Source organism: Streptomyces sp. NPDC054932, from assembly GCF_053610205.1.
In genome coordinates this window covers 1-16,640 of record NZ_JBSGXU010000075.1, presented here as the reverse complement: position 1 = coordinate 16,640, position 16,640 = coordinate 1, and the positions used below count along the sequence as shown (strand labels likewise).

General features: G+C 70.9%; 15 protein-coding genes. 11 read left to right on the top strand and 4 right to left on the bottom strand.

Going from position 1 to position 16,640, the window contains the following annotated elements; all coding sequences use genetic code 11:
* Nucleotides 1–146 precede the first annotated feature (146 nt).
* Nucleotides 147–2,213, top strand: coding sequence for a PIG-L family deacetylase (locus ACWGE1_RS21080; RefSeq protein ID WP_453422017.1), 2,067 nt, complete (start codon nucleotides 147–149; stop codon nucleotides 2,211–2,213).
* Nucleotides 2,214–2,227: 14 nt separating this feature from the next.
* Here the strand turns inward: ACWGE1_RS21080 and ACWGE1_RS21075 are convergent, their stop codons facing one another.
* Nucleotides 2,228–2,764: a hypothetical protein gene (locus ACWGE1_RS21075; RefSeq protein ID WP_453422016.1), complete on the bottom strand. Its 537-nt coding sequence runs from the start codon at nucleotides 2,762–2,764 to the stop codon at nucleotides 2,228–2,230.
* Nucleotides 2,765–3,805: 1,041 nt separating this feature from the next.
* Here ACWGE1_RS21075 and ACWGE1_RS21070 point away from each other — a divergent pair.
* Both ACWGE1_RS21070 and ACWGE1_RS21065 read left to right on the top strand, forming a co-directional pair.
* Nucleotides 3,806–4,816 carry an LCCL domain-containing protein gene (locus tag ACWGE1_RS21070; RefSeq protein ID WP_453422015.1) on the top strand — a complete coding sequence of 337 codons (1,011 nt, stop codon included), beginning with the start codon at nucleotides 3,806–3,808 and terminating at the stop codon, nucleotides 4,814–4,816.
* Between the two features lie 436 nt (nucleotides 4,817–5,252).
* Entirely contained in the window at nucleotides 5,253–5,480 is a 228-nt protein-coding gene (locus ACWGE1_RS21065) for a tyrosine-type recombinase/integrase (protein ID WP_453422014.1), read from the top strand.
* Nucleotides 5,481–5,554: 74 nt separating this feature from the next.
* Here the strand turns inward: ACWGE1_RS21065 and ACWGE1_RS21060 are convergent, their stop codons facing one another.
* Entirely contained in the window at nucleotides 5,555–6,916 is a 1,362-nt protein-coding gene (locus ACWGE1_RS21060; protein WP_030012459.1) for a glutamine synthetase family protein, read from the bottom strand.
* Between the two features lie 172 nt (nucleotides 6,917–7,088).
* Here ACWGE1_RS21060 and ACWGE1_RS21055 point away from each other — a divergent pair, with 172 nt between their 5' ends.
* The 4 genes from ACWGE1_RS21055 to ACWGE1_RS21040 all read left to right on the top strand — a co-directional run bounded on the left by ACWGE1_RS21055 (nucleotide 7,089) and on the right by ACWGE1_RS21040 (nucleotide 9,573).
* Complete coding sequence (locus ACWGE1_RS21055) at nucleotides 7,089–7,553, top strand: hypothetical protein (RefSeq protein WP_453422013.1); 465 nt, start codon at nucleotides 7,089–7,091, stop codon at nucleotides 7,551–7,553.
* A 57-nt stretch (nucleotides 7,554–7,610) separates the two neighbouring features.
* The gene (locus tag ACWGE1_RS21050) at nucleotides 7,611–8,312 is read left to right on the top strand and encodes a DUF3105 domain-containing protein (protein ID WP_453422012.1); all 702 of its coding nucleotides are present in this window, start codon (nucleotides 7,611–7,613) and stop codon (nucleotides 8,310–8,312) included.
* Nucleotides 8,309–9,025, top strand: coding sequence for a DUF305 domain-containing protein (locus tag ACWGE1_RS21045; protein ID WP_453422011.1), 717 nt, complete (start codon nucleotides 8,309–8,311; stop codon nucleotides 9,023–9,025). The genes ACWGE1_RS21050 and ACWGE1_RS21045 overlap by 4 nt, the downstream gene beginning before the upstream one ends.
* A gap of 128 nt (nucleotides 9,026–9,153) precedes the next feature.
* Nucleotides 9,154–9,573, top strand: a complete 420-nt coding sequence (locus ACWGE1_RS21040) for a CBS domain-containing protein (RefSeq protein WP_453422010.1) — start codon at nucleotides 9,154–9,156, stop codon at nucleotides 9,571–9,573.
* Here the strand turns inward: ACWGE1_RS21040 and ACWGE1_RS21035 are convergent.
* A complete protein-coding gene (locus tag ACWGE1_RS21035) occupies nucleotides 9,558–10,451 on the bottom strand; it encodes an alpha/beta fold hydrolase (protein ID WP_453422009.1) in 894 nt (297 codons plus the stop codon). The genes ACWGE1_RS21040 and ACWGE1_RS21035 overlap by 16 nt on opposite strands.
* Nucleotides 10,448–11,149, bottom strand: a complete 702-nt coding sequence (locus ACWGE1_RS21030) for a DUF998 domain-containing protein (protein ID WP_453422008.1) — start codon at nucleotides 11,147–11,149, stop codon at nucleotides 10,448–10,450. The genes ACWGE1_RS21035 and ACWGE1_RS21030 overlap by 4 nt, the downstream gene beginning before the upstream one ends.
* A 72-nt stretch (nucleotides 11,150–11,221) precedes the next feature.
* Here ACWGE1_RS21030 and ACWGE1_RS21025 point away from each other — a divergent pair, with 72 nt between their 5' ends.
* The 4 genes from ACWGE1_RS21025 (at nucleotide 11,222) to ACWGE1_RS21010 (ending at nucleotide 16,600) form a co-directional block, all read left to right on the top strand.
* A complete protein-coding gene (locus tag ACWGE1_RS21025; RefSeq protein WP_453422007.1) occupies nucleotides 11,222–11,680 on the top strand; it encodes a hypothetical protein in 459 nt (152 codons plus the stop codon).
* Nucleotides 11,681–11,830: 150 nt separating this feature from the next.
* Complete coding sequence (locus tag ACWGE1_RS21020; protein WP_453422006.1) at nucleotides 11,831–13,429, top strand: multicopper oxidase family protein; 1,599 nt, start codon at nucleotides 11,831–11,833, stop codon at nucleotides 13,427–13,429.
* Between the two features lie 125 nt (nucleotides 13,430–13,554).
* On the top strand, nucleotides 13,555–14,775 hold the full coding sequence (locus ACWGE1_RS21015) for a hypothetical protein (protein WP_453422005.1): 1,221 nt from the start codon (nucleotides 13,555–13,557) through the stop codon (nucleotides 14,773–14,775).
* A gap of 70 nt (nucleotides 14,776–14,845) precedes the next feature.
* Nucleotides 14,846–16,600, top strand: coding sequence for an NAD+ synthase (locus ACWGE1_RS21010; protein WP_453422004.1), 1,755 nt, complete (start codon nucleotides 14,846–14,848; stop codon nucleotides 16,598–16,600).
* The last annotated feature ends 40 nt before the right edge of the window (nucleotides 16,601–16,640 follow it).

The following is a 16,640-nucleotide window of genomic DNA, read 5'->3' as shown; positions in this document are numbered from 1 at the left end:
CCCGGGCGACCGGACGGACCGCATCCACATTTTGTTTGTGAAATGCGGGAGTCATCGGCCGGACCGGTGAACCAAGTGCGCAGATTTCGCCTCTCTCTGACTGCTCAGCGCTTTTGCCGCCCAGAACGAACCCGAGGCGTGACCCGATGCCCGTGACCCGTCGCCGCTTCGCGGCCCTGCTCACCGTGCTGACAGCCGGCGCCACCGGTGTTCTCTCCGTGGCCACCGGCCAGCAGACCTCTGCCGAAGCCACCCAGGAGAAGAACCGGGCCGCCGCCCTCCCCGCGAGCGTCACCGCCGGGTCGGTGGTCCAGGTCGTCGCCCACCCGGACGACGACCTGTTCTTCATGAACCCGGACCTCAGCCGCTCCCTGCTGTCCGGCACCCAGGTCACCACCGCGTACCTCACCTCCGGCGAGTCCGACGGCCGCAACGAGGCCCGTGGCGGCGCCGCCACGGACCCCGAACAGCCCGCCGACCGCGCCCACTACGCGGAGGCCCGGCAGAACGGCATCCGCTCCGCGTACGCCCAGATGGCCACCGGTGACCGCACGAGCGCGTGGAAGCGTTCGGTCATGACCACCGCCGGCGGCGGCCGGGCCGAAATCGACGTGCTCATAGCGAAGCCGCAGGTCAACCTGGTGTGGCTGATGCTGCGGGAGGCCCGCACCACGGGCGCGGACACCCCCGAGAGCCTGCGCGGACTCTGGAACGGCCGGATACCCGCGCTGGACGCCCAGCTGACCTCCGGCACACCGGTCAAGCAGCCGTTCACGTACACGAAGGACCAGCTCGTCCAGACGATAGCCGGGGTCCTGGAGCGCTACCGGCCGACGACGATACGGATGCAGGACCCGACGCCGAACCGGTACGGCGAGAACGGGACCGGCCGGTACACCGACCACCAGGACCACATGTACGGCGCCCGCTTCGTGCAGGCCGCCACCGCCGCCTACGCCGACCGGGTCCAGAACCGCCCGCACTTCGCGGTCCAGAGCTACCTCGGCTACCACAACAGCACCCTCCCGCACTCGCTGGACCCGCAGACGGCCGAGACCAAGACCGGCTTCCTGAAGACCTACGCCTGGCAGGACCACCAGGACTACTGCGGCAGCCCGTCCGGCTGCGGCGACCGCAAGGTCGCGGGCAACCCGACGGGGCGCAACTGGGCCCAGTCGCTGCGCTACACCCGCGCCGACAACACCTCCTGGATGACGGAGGGAACACCGGGCCGCCTGTGGGCCTTCGCCACGCTGGACGGCCAGACCGCGTACTGGACGCGCAGCCCCGGCGGCGAATGGGCGGGCCCGGTCCTCATCCCGGGCACGGGCATCGACCCGGGGGCCACCGCCGCCCGCCTCCCCGGCGGCCGCATCGGCGTCCTCGCCACCCGCACCACCTTCGGCGCCGCACCCACGGACTACCGGCGCGAGGTCGTGTACGCCGTCCAGGCCGCGCCCGACGGCCCGTTCGGCCCGTGGCAGTCGCTCGGCACCCCGGAACGGACGGACGACGAGGGCACCTCGGCGATCAGCGCCCCCGCGGTGGCCGTGGACGCGCGGGGCCGCCTCACCGTCTACCTCCGCGACTCGCGCCGCACGCTGCGGGCGAGCACCCAGGAGCCGGACGGCGGCTTCTCCCCGTGGGAGCGCCTCGGCGGCGAGGACCTGCAGAGCGACCCGGTGACGGCGATCGACGCGGCCGGGCGCCGCCACGTGTACGCGACCACCACCACGTCCGTCCTGGCCTGGACCCAGCGCACCCCGGACACCCCGCTGCTCGGCCCCGCACCGACGGGCCTGCCCGCCACCACGGTCCCCCTCTCGGCCTCCCCGGACGGCACGGGCGTCCGCCTCTTCTTCCGCCGCCCGGACTCGGGGGTCGTCCGCACGGCCCTGGTCACGGCGGGCCCCGCGGTCCGGCCGCAGGTCTCCAGCGTCACGGAGGCGGGCGGGCGCGCCGGCTACGGCGCGGTCGGCGCGGCGGGCCGCCTCATGGTGGGCCGCGCGGACAGCGGCACCATCAGCACCACGGGTCTCGGCGGCCCCCCGGCCTGGGCCGAATCCCGCATGCTCTTCGCGGGCGCCCCGTCGGCCGTCCTCGAACCCTCGGGCACCACCACGACGGCGGTCCTGGGCCTGGACGCCGAACTCCACACGACCACCACCCCCACCACCCCGACCCGCCCCACCTGGCACCGCGCGGTCCGCTGACGCCCGACCGGGACCTACCCCCGCGGGCCGCGGGTCGCTTCGGCGCGGCGGAAGGCCTCGTCGCAGGTGCGGCCGGAGCGGGTGGCGACCAGTGAAAGGGTGTCGAGGAGGCCGCCGTTGGTGAACCGCAGGCGCCAGGAGCCGCTCTTCAGCGCCACTGTCGGCGCGGGCCCGCCCTGGCGGGCCGTGACCTGCCAGCCGCGTTCCTCCAGGGCGGTTTCCAGGGCGGCCAGCCGGCCGTCGTCGGCGGGGCCGTCGCCCACCCAGTCCGCGATGCAGTCGGCGAGCTCCCCCTCCTCCGCGGGCCACGGGGCGCCCGGGGTGAGCCCGGCGGCGGTGGCTGCGGCGGCGAGCTCCGCCGCGACCGTGCCGCGCGAGGGATCTCCCCCGGCGCGGGCCGGAATCTCCGCACCCGCGGGCTCCCGGACCCACCCGTCGAGACCGTCCTCCTCGGCCGGAGCCAGCACGGCCCCACCGACGCCGAGGACCCCCGCGAGCACGGCGACTCCCGCAACCGCCGCCCACACCAGTCCGCCCCTGCTCCTGCTCACGCACTTCCCCCACACCCGGCACCCCAGCGCCGTCCCATCACGCCCCAGCGGCAGCCACATGCTAGGCGGTGCCGGCCCGGGCGCAATGAGACGGCTTCGGGCGGGTGGCCGGTGAACACCGGGCCGGAGGGTTATGCGCGGCCCCCAGCGGTTAGAACACCGGGAGGCTCCTGCGGAGGTCTAAGGGTGTGACCTCCAATTGGTACTCCTCCCACTCCCCACTCCTGCTTCGCGTTGCACAAGAAGTCACGTCCGTCTCAGCCCGCCGAGTGGATGCTCTACAGCCCCCTGCCCAACCAGCATCTGAGAAGCTGTCATCAGTCATCACCATGGCCGCGTGCCACCTTCCGGCCTCCCAGAGGCGACCCAGGCCTGTCCCGACCTCGACTGCAGAGGCCCTTCGCCCTGCACGCGTTCCAGCAGCTCAGAGCCTGACTACGGTCCGACAGAGATCTCGCTTGTCCACGAATGCTCCGCAGTTGGGGTGGCGCTCCTTCCTATCCGCCAGCCTGAACACCCGTCTAGCGGACGCCGTAGCGTTTGCGCTGGCCCGGTCTTTCTTGGCATCGGTGATAGCTTCCACTTCGAGCAGCCCTCGGTGAAGCTTGACGAGCGGGACCCTAAGAAATCCCCGCGATCCCAGGCTGGACTCACTCCTCACCTTATATTAGGCATCGAACACCCGCGACACGAAAGCGCGAGACTGCGATGCTCGCCGTATAGTTAGCAGAAACAGCATCGGAACTGCCACCACCAACATTTGGAGGCATTCCCATGTACTGCATTCAATGCGGAGCCCAAATATCTTCTCGTGCTCAATTCTGTCAAGGGTGCGGCATCCAAATATCTAACACCCTGCCCCCCGAGCAGAAAATGGAGTACCTAGACATAGAAGCCCGCGTCGAAGGAATGCGGAATGGCGCAACGCTGATATCGCAGCTCTTCGGAGGAACACCAGGCGGGATTTGGGAATGCAAACTCGTAGCTCGCGTTAGTTCCCCTGCTGGCAGCTACGAGGCTATGGCCGCAAATTTCCTTAAGATGGATGCTCATCCGATCGAAGATCTCTCTCCTGCAGACCTTAAAGACGCCTTGCAGCAGTTGCAACTAATGGATGAAGAGATCATCAGGAATGGCTTCGAGCCGCAGCCAGCTGGACCGCATTGGTACAGCCGCCATTACCAGCGAGCATACGACCCCGACCTCTATCCAGAGGGCTCTCTTCCGAGTTCCAGCGCACCTGAAAATGGACCACATCAACAGGGTGCAGAAATCTCCCACACAAAGAGGAATTGGATTATCCTCGCACTTTCCGTGACATTCCTCCTGGTGGTCGGTGTACTAGCATCCGGGGGACAGTCAGGAGAGAATGACACCTCAAACACTCCAGCCAAGCCTCCAACTACTGCGAACACCGAAGGAATCGGCGAGCAAATCACTTGGTCTGCCGACGCGACCAATTTCAGGGGGCGCGCTCGCGGAGAGAAGTTGACCTTTCAATGCCCGCCATCTGGCTCACCAAGTTCACTCTATGGGACCGACATTTACACAGACGATTCGTCCATCTGTTATGCGGCGGTCCATGCCGGTGCCATTACCTCTACAGAGGGCGGGAAGGTAACCATCACGCTTCGCGAAGGCCGAACGGGGTACATCGGCAGCGCGAGGAACGGGGCAGTGTCCCAAGACTGGAAAGATCACTGGAACTGGAGCTTCGAGGTTCAAACAAATAACCCTAAGCCTCAGTCAAACATTCCTGTAATATCCTGGCCTCAGACCGCCAGCGACTACAGTGATCAGATTGGGAAGCGATTCACTTTCAAGTGTCCTGGCGCAGGTGAAGCGGCAAGTGTCTGGGGAACCAACAAATACACCGACGACTCATCGATTTGCACGGCTGGAGTCCATGCAGGAAAAATCTCATTCAAAGAAGGCGGGACAGTAACCATCGTGATCACCGCCGGCGATTCCGTCTTCCAGGGGACTTCCCGAAATGGGGTTACATCGTCTGGATGGTCTCAATGGCCACGAAGCTTCGAATTTACGGGCTAGGTGCCATCTCATATACCGAGTCACCCTTTTCATGCCGAAGTGGTTCTGTCAGCACCTCCGGATAGGGTTCGACCGTGCGGCCGGTTTCCGCAGCATCCATCTCCCGTACTGCGGATAGACCAGCAGGCACTGATGGGCGCCAACCAGCATCTGGAGTGCGAAGCGGGCATCTCCGATCGAGTCCATGCCGTCAGGGCTCATGGGTGGAGCGGACGTTCTCCCCCTGTTACCGACCGTGGGCTCGACAAGCACGACAGAGGGCTGGCTCCAGAGTGCGGTCCCGGTAAACCTCGGGCTCGCTCGCTGGGCATCCGCTCGCAATTCATGCCGCTCGTGGCGCCCAGTCATAGCTGCCCAGGCCGATCCCAACGGAGCACAGTCGCGGCTCGTGCCCCATCTGCTGAAAGCCCCAGAGCAGCTGTGCGACGGTCCGCGTGTGAGCGGGATGCACACTCTGAGGCACCCACTCTCGGTGCTGTCGGACGCCGACGAGAACATCAAGGCCCAGGCCCTCAGCGCGTACCTGGGGCACGCTGACCCCGGCTTCACGCGTGGGACCTGCACGCATCTCATGCCGAGCAGCGAGGGGCGGACCCAGAAGGCCGTGGACGGGGTCTACAAGGCATCGGGTTCCGCGTCGGACGGCCCACAGACGGCCCAGTGAACGACTTCGGGCCGGTGGTCATCGACCACCGGCCCGGAGTGTTGTGCTTGGCCCGCAAGGGGGCTGACCTGGCGTTACAGCACCGGGAGGTTCTTGCGGAGTTCGAAGGCGGTGACCTCCGAGCGGTATTCCTCCCACTCCTGCTTCTTGTTGCGCAGGAAGAAGTCGAAGACGTGCTCGCCGAGGGTTTCGGCGACCAGTTCGCTGCGTTCCATCAGGGCGATGGCCTCGCCGAGGTTCTGCGGGAGGGGTTCGATGCCCATCGCGCGGCGTTCGGCGTCGGAGAGGGCCCACACGTCGTCGTCGGCGCCCGCCGGGAGTTCGTAGCCCTCCTCGATGCCCTTGAGGCCCGCCGCGAGGAGGACGGCGTACGTGAGGTACGGGTTGGCGCCCGAGTCGATCGAGCGGACCTCGACGCGGGAGGAGCCCGTCTTGCCCGGCTTGTACATCGGGACGCGGATCAGGGCCGAGCGGTTGTTGTGGCCCCAGCAGATGTACGAGGGGGCTTCGCCGCCCGCGCCGGCGCTGCGGGAGGAGCCGCCCCAGATGCGCTTGTAGGAGTTGACCCACTGGTTGGTCACCGCTGCCGTTTCGGCGGCGTGGCGCAGGAGGCCCGCGATGAAGGAGCGGCCGACCTTGGAGAGCTGGTACTCGGCGCCCGACTCGTAGAAGGCGTTGCGGTCGCCCTCGAAGAGGGAGAGGTGGGTGTGCATGCCCGAGCCGGGGTACTCCGAGAACGGCTTCGGCATGAAGGTGGCCTGGACGCCCTGCTCCAGCGCGACCTGCTTCATGACGAGGCGGAAGGTCATGATGTTGTCGGCCGTGGAGAGCGCGTCGGCGTAGCGGAGGTCGATCTCCTGCTGGCCGGGGGCGCCCTCGTGGTGGCTGAACTCCACCGAGATGCCCATCGATTCGAGCATGGTGATCGCCTGGCGGCGGAAGTCCATGCCCACGTTCTGCGGAGTGTGGTCGAAGTAGCCGGAGTTGTCGGCGGGGACCGGGCGGGTCCCGTCCAGCGGCTTGTCCTTCAGCAGGAAGAACTCGATCTCCGGGTGGGTGTAGAAGGTGAAGCCCAGGTCGGAGGTCTTGGCCAGGATGCGCTTGAGGACGTAGCGCGGGTCCGCGAAGGACGGCGAGCCGTCCGGCATCAGGATGTCGCAGAACATTCGGGCGGTCCCGGGGGCCTCGGCGCGCCACGGCAGTATCTGGAACGTGCTCGGGTCCGGCTTGGCGATCATGTCGGACTCGTAGACCCGCGCGAAGCCCTCGATCGCGGAGCCGTCGAAACCGATGCCCTCGTCGAAGGCCTGCTCCAGCTCCGCGGGCGCGACCGCGACGGACTTGAGGAAGCCCAGTACGTCGGTGAACCACAGGCGCACGAAGCGGATGTCGCGCTCCTCAAGCGTCCGGAGGACGAATTCCTGCTGCTTGTCCATGCCTTCATCCTCGCAGTTCAGACGGCCTGTGCACCACCGCCTCGACGGTCGGGGCACAGTCGGGCGCGCTCAGTATCGCCAGCGGTGGTTTCCGCCACATTACGCACCCGGGAAAGCTCGCGGCACCCCCGCACTGACCTGGGGCCGGTCATGAGCATTACCATCTGCGCCCATGGGGGGCCGGCAGTACACGCAGCCGGGGCGTCGCGGACGTCCCGGGCTTCGGCGTGCCGTCCTGCTGACGGTCTTCGGGATGCTGGCCGGCGCGCTGCTCCTGTGCGTGCGCTCGGGCGAGTCGCACGTCTCGGCAGGGGCGCAGGCACGGGTGCAGCCAGGGGCACAGGCAGGGGCGAAGCCGGGGGTGCAGGCCAGGGCGCCGGGGGCGTCGGCGGGGGTGCGGGCCGTGCAGGCGCACGGTCCGGCGCACGCCGTCTGCGTGTCCCCGTACCACCTGCCCGGCTGCTCGTCCCTCGCGCACGTCACCCCGGGTGTGCTGCCCGTTCCACCGCCCGCCGTGACCGTCGTGGGCGGCGGGCTGCCGCCCTCCGCGCCCACGAGCGGGCCGGGGCGGATCCGGCCGCCCGGGCCGCTGGCGCGCGCCCCCGACCTGCATGCCCTCCAGGTGCTGCGGACCTGACAGGTCCGGTTTGGTTTCGCGTTCATCCACCCCCCTCAGCAGAAGGAACCAGGGCACATGGCCAGCAAGTCCGGCAGGACCAACCAGAACACCGACCCGAACTCCCGCCAGGCGCGCATAGCCGAGATGCGCCGCGCCGACAGGATCCGGGAGCGGCGCAACAAGGCCATCGCGATCACGGCCGCGTCGGCCGTCGTCGTCGGCCTCGTCGGCTTCGGCACCTGGGTGCTGATCGACCAGAAGCAGGCCGAGGAGCGCAAGCTGGCGGCCGCGGAGAAGCTCCGCAAGGAGGCCGAGGAGATCCGCAAGCAGCCCGTCGAGGGCGAGCAGCTCTGGGAGGCGAAGAAGCTCGGCCGCAATCACGTCGAGACCCCGGTGAAGTACGAGATGAACCCCCCGGTCGGCGGTGACCACCACCCCCGCTGGATGAACTGCAACGGCGACGTCTACAAGAGCCCGGTGCCGGAGGTGAACGCCGTGCACTCCCTGGAGCACGGCGCGGTCTGGGTGACGTACAACGAGAAGGCCCCCAGGGCCGACGTGGACAAGCTCGCCGCGACCGTCGGCAAGACCCCGTACACGCTGATGAGCCCGATCAAGGAGCAGACCGGCTCGATCATGCTCAGCGCGTGGGGCAAGCAGCTGACCGTGGACAGCGCGGACGACCCGCGGGTGGCGCAGTTCTTCACCAAGTACGTGCAGGGCGAGCAGACCCCGGAGCCGGGCGCGGCCTGCACGAGCGGACTGGCCGGCAAGTGAGCGGCCCGGTCCCCCCCGAGCGCCCCGAGCGCCCCGTCCCCCGTACGTACTGGGTCGCGGGCACGGCCGTCCTGCTGGCCCTGCTGTTCGCGGCGGCGGCCACGGTCGCCGCCGCGAACGGCGGCGGTTCCGCCGGTTCCGCCGCACCGGACCGTACGGCGCCCCGCACTCCGGGGCTCCGTTCTCCGGACGCGGGCTTCGCCCGGGACATGTCGGTGCACCACCAGCAGGCGGTGGAGATGTCCTTCGTCGTACGGGACCGCACCCAGGACGAGGCGGTACGCACCCTCGCCTACGACATCGCCAACACCCAGGCCAACCAGCGGGGCATGATGCTCGGCTGGCTGGACCTGTGGGGGCTGCCCAAGGTGGTGGCCGACGAGCGGCCGATGTCCTGGATGGGGGCCTCGGACGGCCACGGCGGGCATGCGGGGCACGGCGCCGCCAAGCCCGGCGCGCTGATGCCGGGCATGGCCACCAAGGAGGAGATGGTGCAGCTGGGCGCCGCCTCGGGCCGGGACGCGGAGGTGCTCTTCCTCCAGCTGATGACCGACCACCACAAGGGCGGCGTCACGATGGCCGAGGGCTGTGCGCAGCAGTGCGAGACCCCGGTCGAGCGGGCGCTGGCGCAGGGCATGGTCAACGCGCAGCGCTCGGAGCTCACGCTGATGGCGGACATGCTGGCGCAGCGCGGGGCCGCGCCGCGCGGCTGACGGGACACGCCCGTACCGTGGTGAGAGGCGCCCTCTCACCCGTACGGGCGTGTGCTCCGCCGTTGTGGGGACGCCGCGCCGGACGCGTCCGCGCCCGGCGGAGAACGGCGTGCTCAGGAGGTTCAGTGATGACGACCGCCGCAGACATCATGCACCCCGGGGCCCAGTGGATCCCCGCCACCGAGACCCTCGACCGGGCCGCCCAGCTCATGGCCCGGCTCAATGTGGGCGCCCTGCCCATCAGCGACGCCGAGGAGCGGCTGTGCGGCATCATCACCGACCGCGACATCGTCGTGAACTGTGTGGCCAAGGGCCACGACCCGGCGAAGGTCACGTGCGGTGACATGGCTCAGGGCACCCCGCGCTGGATCGACGCGGGCGCGGACGTCGGCGAGGTGCTGGAGGAGATGCAGAGCCACCAGATCCGCCGGCTGCCCGTGATCCGGAACAAGAAGCTGGTGGGCATGATCAGCGAGGCCGACCTCGCCCAGCACCTCTCCGACGACCAGATGGCGACCTTCGTGGAGAAGGTCTACGCGCGGGCCTGACCCCGCTCGGACGTTTCCAGGACCGCCCGGGCCACCTGGTCCGGGCGGTCCAGCATGATCAGGTGTCCCGCGGGCTCGGCGACCTCGAAGCGGGCGCCGAGCAGGTCGGCGAGGTCGGCCTGGCGGGAGAGCCAGTGCAGGGCGGCGCGGCCGGCCGAGCCGTCGTGGCCGGCGAGGACGGTGGCGGGCGCGGTCAGCGGGTGCGTCCCGCGCAGGGCCTGCAGTTCGGCGGCCATGTCCGGGTAGCGGGAGTTCTCCAGCAGGGCGCCGCGCCAGACCCGGCCGGTGCGGTAGCAGCGGCGTACGAGGTCCGGTGCGGCCGGGTCGGAGCCGCCGGTGCGGGAGGCCCGTACGGTGGCGCGCCGGGCCAGTGGTCCCAGCGCGGCCGGCAGTCCGGCGGCGGTCACGGCCCGGCCGAGGGCCCGGGCGGCGCCGGTGCGCAGCGCGGCGGGCAGGAGCGTACGGGGGTCGTGCTCGACGCTGCCGTCGACCAGGACGAGGGCGGCGGTGCGCCCGGGGTACAGGCGTGCGAAGGCTTCGGCGTGGAAGCCGGCGATGGAGTGCCCGACGACGGTGACGGGGCCGGTGGTTCCGCCGCGGGTCTCGCCCGCGGACCCCAGTGCGTCCAGCAGGCCGGCGATCCGGTGGGCCTCCCCGGCAGTGGTCGGCGGCTCGGTGGCCGGGCCGCTGAGGCCGTGTCCGGGGCGGTCGAAGCGGACGACGGTACGGCCCGCGGCGACGAGCGGCCGGACGACCGGGTCCCAGTCGAACCAGGCCATGGCGAGCCCGGCACTGAGCACGCACACCGGGCCCCGGCCCTCGACGACGACGTGCAGAGGGACCCCGTCCACGCGGACGAACCGGCCGGTGCCGCTCACGTACGGCCCTCCTTGTGGACGGAGTGGGCGAGCAGGCCCAGCCAGATCGCCACGAGCAGCACCTGGAGCCGCTGCCCGGCGCCGAGGGCCCAGGTCCCGCGCCCGGCGGTGAACATGGCTATGGCGGTCAGGGTCCAGACGGTGGCGAGCAGTTCGAGGGCGACGATCGCGGGCCCGTAGCGGGCGAGCGGGGCGAACCAGCCGTAGCGGCGGGCGGCGACCGTCAGGGCCACCAGGCCGACGAGGGCTCCGGTCATGGCGAGGCTGCTGCTGATGGCGTGGGCCTGGTGGGTGGCGGGGACCAGTCCGGCGGTCTCCCGCGCGGCGCATTCGGGGTCCACCGTGGGGGTGCAGCTCAGCGGCAGCCAGGCGTCGGCGGCGGTGGCCGCGCCGAAGAGGGTGACCCCCGCCCAGCCTATGACCGCCCAGAGGCGGCGGGACTCCGCGTACTTCAGCAGCCGGAACAGTGCCAGCAGCCCTCCGGAGAAGGCGAGCAGCCCGGCGGTGAAGTCGGTGGCCCGGAAGAGGCCGCCGAGGGGCTGGTCCTGGGCGGCGAGTTCGCTGACGTACGTCCGGATGGGATTGAGGCCCGTGGACAGGACGACTTCGAGCACCCACGCGGTGTAGGCGGCCGCGGCGAGACCGATCAGGACGGCGACCGGCCAGGCGGTCCGCGGAGAGAGTCCGTGTGGGGACATAGTGTGACTAATCCTAGGCAGTACCGGGGTCGGTCCTCCGATCGGATACCCACCCCGGGTAGGGTTCCCGTCATGACGCGCAGAGCTCAGCGAGCCGCCCCCGGGGCCCGGTTGCTGCTGCTCGCCGCGCTGTTGCTGGGCATCGTCACGATGCACACCCTGGGCCATCCGGCTGATTCCCATGCCATGGAGGACGTGTCCCCGGCCCACTCCGTTGCCTCGGCGGAGCAGTCGGTCGCGGCCGGTCACGGTGGCACTCGCCACACTCCGGTCCGGGCCGCCGGGGAGCCGTCCGCTGCGGCGGCCTCCTCCTGGGGTCACGCGGTGCCCACCACCGGTATGGACCCCATGTCGGTCTGCCTCGCCGTCCTCGCGGGGCTCGTCGTGGTGCTCATCGGCACCGGCCGGGCCGGATCCCGCGGTGCCGCGCCGCTCGGGGGCGCGGCCCGCATACCGGGCCGGTTCGGCGGTGGCCCGGACCCGCCCTCCCCCCGTGAGCTCCTCACCCGGCTGGCGGTTCTGCGGATATAGGCCCGGCCACGGCCGTGTCCTGCTCCGGACGGGCCCGACCCGACCCGAAGGCCACGGCCCGGCCGTCGCCCTCGCATGCCCGCGCATGCCCGCGGGGCGGCGCCGAACCGTGCCCATGCATCCGTACCACCACACCCACGAGGTGCTCCCATGCGCTCTCTTCCCACCCGTCGCTCCGTGCTCGGCGGCTCCGCGGCCGTCCTCGGCTCGGGGCTGCTCGCCGCCTGCTCCGGATCCTCCGGCTCCGCCGGCACGGGCCACGGCTCGATGAACCACGGCGGCTCCACCGCCGACGTGCCCGAGGGGTACGTGGACCCGGCCGGGCCCGAGGTGCAGGCCGCGGAGGCCGCCCGCAAGGCCACCGGCCCCCTCACCGAGGTCAAGGCGACCGCCACCGCCACCCCTCTCGACCTCGGCGGCGGGGTCACCGTCCGCTCCTGGGCGTACGGGGACAGGCTGCCCGGCCAGGAGATCCGGGCCACCGCGGGCGGCACCCTCGCCCTCACCCTGGCCAACAACCTCCCCGAGGCCACTTCCGTGCACTGGCACGGCCTCGCGCTGCGCAACGACATGGACGGCGTCCCGGGGCTGACCCAGCGGGACATCGCGCCGGGCGGTTCCTTCCCGTACAGGTTCGCCGTCCCGAACCCGGGCACGTACTGGATCCACCCGCACACCGGGGTCCAGCAGGACCGCGGCCTGTACGCCCCGCTCGTGATCGAGGACCCGAAGGAGCCCCTCTCCTACGACAAGGAGTGGGTGGTGGTCCTGGACGACTGGATCGACGGCGTGGACGGCGCCACCCCGGACGCCGTCCTCTCCGAGCTCCGCAAGGGCATGAGCGGCGAGGGCGGCGCCCACGCGGCCCACGGCCGGACGCCCGCGGCCTCCCCCTCCCCCAGCAGCAGCGGGAAGCGCTCCTACGTCGCCATGGGCGGCCACAGCGACTACCTCGGCGGGGACGCGGGCGACGTGGTCTACGCGCACTACCTGATCAACGGCCGGGTGCCGGCCGACCCGTCGGTCCTCACCGCCCGCCCCGGGGACCGGATCCGGCTGCGCATCATCAACGCGGGCGGGGACACCGCCTTCCGGATCGCCCTCGGCGGCCACGAACTGACGGTCACCCACACCGACGGCTACCCGGTGGAGCAGACGAAGGCGGGCTCACTGCTGCTGGGCATGGGCGAGCGGTACGACGTCCTGGTCACCGCCAAGGACGGGGTGTTCCCGCTCACCGCACTGCCCGAGGGCAAGGAGGGGTCGGCGCTCGCGGTGCTGCGCACCGGGTCGGGGACGGCGCCCACGGCCGCGACCCGGCCCGCCGAGCTGGACGCCCCGCCGCTGATGGCGGACGTCCTCAAGCCCGCCGCATCGGCCGCGCTCGCCCCGCGCGAGCCGGACCGTACGGTGCAGATCCGCCTGACCGGCTCCATGACCCGGTACAACTGGGCCTTCGACGGCAAGCCGTACACGCCCGACCAGCGGCACCCGGTGAAGGCGGGCGAGCGGGTCCGGCTGGTGTTCGCCAACTCGACGCCGATGTGGCACCCGGTCCACCTGCACGGGCACACCTTCGCCCTGGCCGGGGAGGCGGGCGGGGCGCGCAAGGACACCGCGATCCTCCTGCCGGGCCGCAGGCTGACGGTGGACTTCGACGCGGACAACCCCGGGCTGTGGATGATGCACTGCCACAACGTCTACCACTCGGAGTCCGGGATGATGACGGTGCTCGGCTACCAGCTGTAGGTCACGACCGCCCGGCCGTGGCCGGGGGCTCGGGGGCCGGGCGGGAATTCGGAGGGGTTCCCGGAGCGGGCATGGCACTCTTGCGGTGATCAAGACTGCCGCGACAAAAGGACGATCCCGCCGGTATGAGCACCCCGCCGAACCCGCCCAGCACCCCCTCCGGTCGGCCGACCGAGCCTGCCGGCACCCCGACGCCCGGGACGGACTCCATACCGGCGCCCGCGCAGCCGCTCTCGCTGGAGAAAGCCCCGACCGCCCCGGCGACCCCCGAGACCGCCGAGAGCCCGGCAGCGTCCCCGGCCCCCGAGGCGGCGCAGGCACCGCAGGCACCCGCGGAGACCGCCCCGGAGCCGGCCCCCGTGTCCTCCGCGTTCGCCCCTCCCGGCACCACGCCCACGCCCGCCCCCTCCGCGTTCGCCGCTCCGGGCACCGCCACGCCCGCACCCGCCCCCGCGGCCCCCGACTTCGGCACCCCGACCGCAGCCCCGGCGCCCGGCACCCCCGGGGGCCCCGAGGCCCCCGGCAACGTGTGGAGCGAGCCCGCCCCCGGCTTCGCCGGAGCCCCGTACGCCGCGCACCCGCAGGCCGCCCCGACCGGCAACGGCCTGGCCATCGCCTCCCTCATCACCGGCGGCTTCGGCATCCTCCTCGGCGTCATCCCCCTGATCTTCTGGATCGGCGCCGTGATCGCCGCGGTCGGTGTGGGCCTCGGCATCGGCGGCATCGCCCGCGCCAACAAGGGCGCCCCCAACAAGTCGATGGCCATCGTCGGCACCGTTCTCGCCGTGCTCGGCCTGTTCGCCTCGGTCGGCGGCTTCTTCCTCACCGCCGTGTTCGTCGACAGGGTCGGCAACCGCATCGACCAGCAGATCGAGGAGGAGGAGCGGGAGCTGGACCGGCGCTTCCCCACCGGTGAGCCGTCCCCGTCGCCGTCCCAGGTCCCCGGCCTGACCAGCGCGCTGCCGTTCGGCGAGACCTTCACCCACCCGAACGGCATCAAGGTGAGCCTCTCGGCCCCGACGAAGTACGAGCCGAAGGGCATCGTCGCCCGCGAGCGGATCAAGAACGCGATCCAGATCACCGTCACCATCACCAACGGCTCGACCGCGCCGCACGAGGTGATTTACGCCATGCCCAACGTCCGCGACGACCACGGCATGACCGCCGCCACGGTCTTCGACTCCACCGGCAACGTGCCCAAGATGATCCGGGGCTCCATCCTGCCGGGCGAATCCGCCAGCGGCGTCGTGGCCTTCGAGGTCCCCGAGGGCACCGGGAGCATCACCGCGGACATCTCCGCCGGGACCATGCTCGACGACGTGAAGTACGCCGGCCCCATCGGCTGACGGAACGTCACAACGCCGGAAACGAGCGGGGCCCAGGACATCGCGTCAGAAAGACGATTACACTGGGCCCGTGCCTCAACTTCGACTCGCTCTGAATCAGATCGACTCGCACGTCGGCGACATCGCCGCCAACGCCGACTCGGTCGTCCACTGGACCCGGCACTCCGCCGAGCAGGGCGCCCACCTGGTGGCCTTCCCGGAGATGATGCTGACCGGGTACCCCGTCGAGGACCTGGCCCTGCGCGGCTCCTTCGTGGAGGCCTCCCGTACGGCGCTGCGCGAGCTCGCGCAGCGGCTGGCTGCCGAGGGCCTCGGCGAGCTGCCCGTCATCGTCGGCTACCTCGACCGCACCGAGCAGGCCGCGCCCCGGCTGGGCCGCCCGGCCGGCTCCCCCGAGAACGCGGCCGCCGTGCTGCACCGCGGGCAGGTCGTCCTGCGCTTCGCCAAGCACCACCTCCCCAACTACGGCGTGTTCGACGAGTTCCGGTACTTCGTGCCGGGCGACACCCAGCCGGTGATCCGGGTGGGCGGGGTCGACGTGGCCCTGGCCATCTGCGAGGACCTCTGGCAGGAGGGCGGCCGGGTCCCCGCCACCCGCTCCGCCGGGGCCGGGCTGCTGATCTCCGTGAACGCCTCCCCGTACGAGCGCAACAAGGACGACCTGCGCCTCGAACTGGTCCAGAAGCGGGCCCAGGAGGCCGGCTGCACCCTCGCCTACCTGGCGATGATCGGCGGCCAGGACGAGCTGGTCTTCGACGGCGACTCCATCGTGGTCGGCGCCGACGGGCAGGTCGTCGCCCGCGCCCCGCAGTTCTCCGAGGGCTGCGTCCTGGTCGACCTCGACCTGCCGGCCGCGCGCACCGACGCGCCCGTGGGCGTGGTGGACGACGGACTGCGGATCGAGCGGGTGATCCTCTCCGAGGAGCCCGTGGAGCCGTACGATCCGGTCGTCACCGGCGGCTACGCCGACCGGCTCGACGACGACGAGGAGGTCTACGACGCGCTGGTCGTGGGCCTGCGCGCCTACGTCAGGAAGAACGGATTCCGCTCGGTCCTGATCGGGCTCTCCGGCGGCATCGACTCCGCGCTCGTCGCCGCCGTCGCCTGCGACGCGATCGGCGCGCAGAACGTGTACGGCGTCTCGATGCCCTCGAAGTACTCCTCGGACCACTCCCGGAGCGACGCGGCCGATCTGGCCGAGCGGACGGGGCTGAACTTCCGGACCGTCTCCATCGAGCCCATGTTCGACGCCTACATGGGCGCGCTGGGCCTGACCGGCCTGGCCGAGGAGAACCTGCAGTCCCGGCTGCGCGGCACCCTGCTGATGGCGCTCTCCAACCAGGAGGGCCACATCGTGCTGGCCCCGGGCAACAAGTCGGAGCTGGCCGTCGGCTACTCCACCCTGTACGGCGACTCGGTGGGCGCGTACGGCCCGATCAAGGACGTCTACAAGTCGGACGTCTTCCGGCTCGCGGAGTACCGCAACCGGGCCGCCGCCGAGCGGGGCGAGATCCCGCCGATCCCGGAGAACTCGATCGTGAAGCCGCCGAGCGCCGAGCTGCGCCCGGGCCAGGTGGACACGGACTCGCTGCCGGACTACCCGGTGCTCGACGCAATCCTGGCGATGTACGTGGACCGCGACCAGGGCCTGGACGCGATCGTCGCGGCCGGCTTCGACCCGGAGCTGGTGGCCCGGACCCTGCGGATGGTGGACACGGCGGAGTACAAGCGCCGCCAGTACCCGCCGGGCACGAAGATCTCCGCGAAGGGCTTCGGCAAGGACCGCCGGCTGCCCATCACGAACGGCTGGCGCGAGCAGGCGTAGGCGGCGGGTGCGCGAAAGGCCCCGGCCGCTCCCCTCGGGG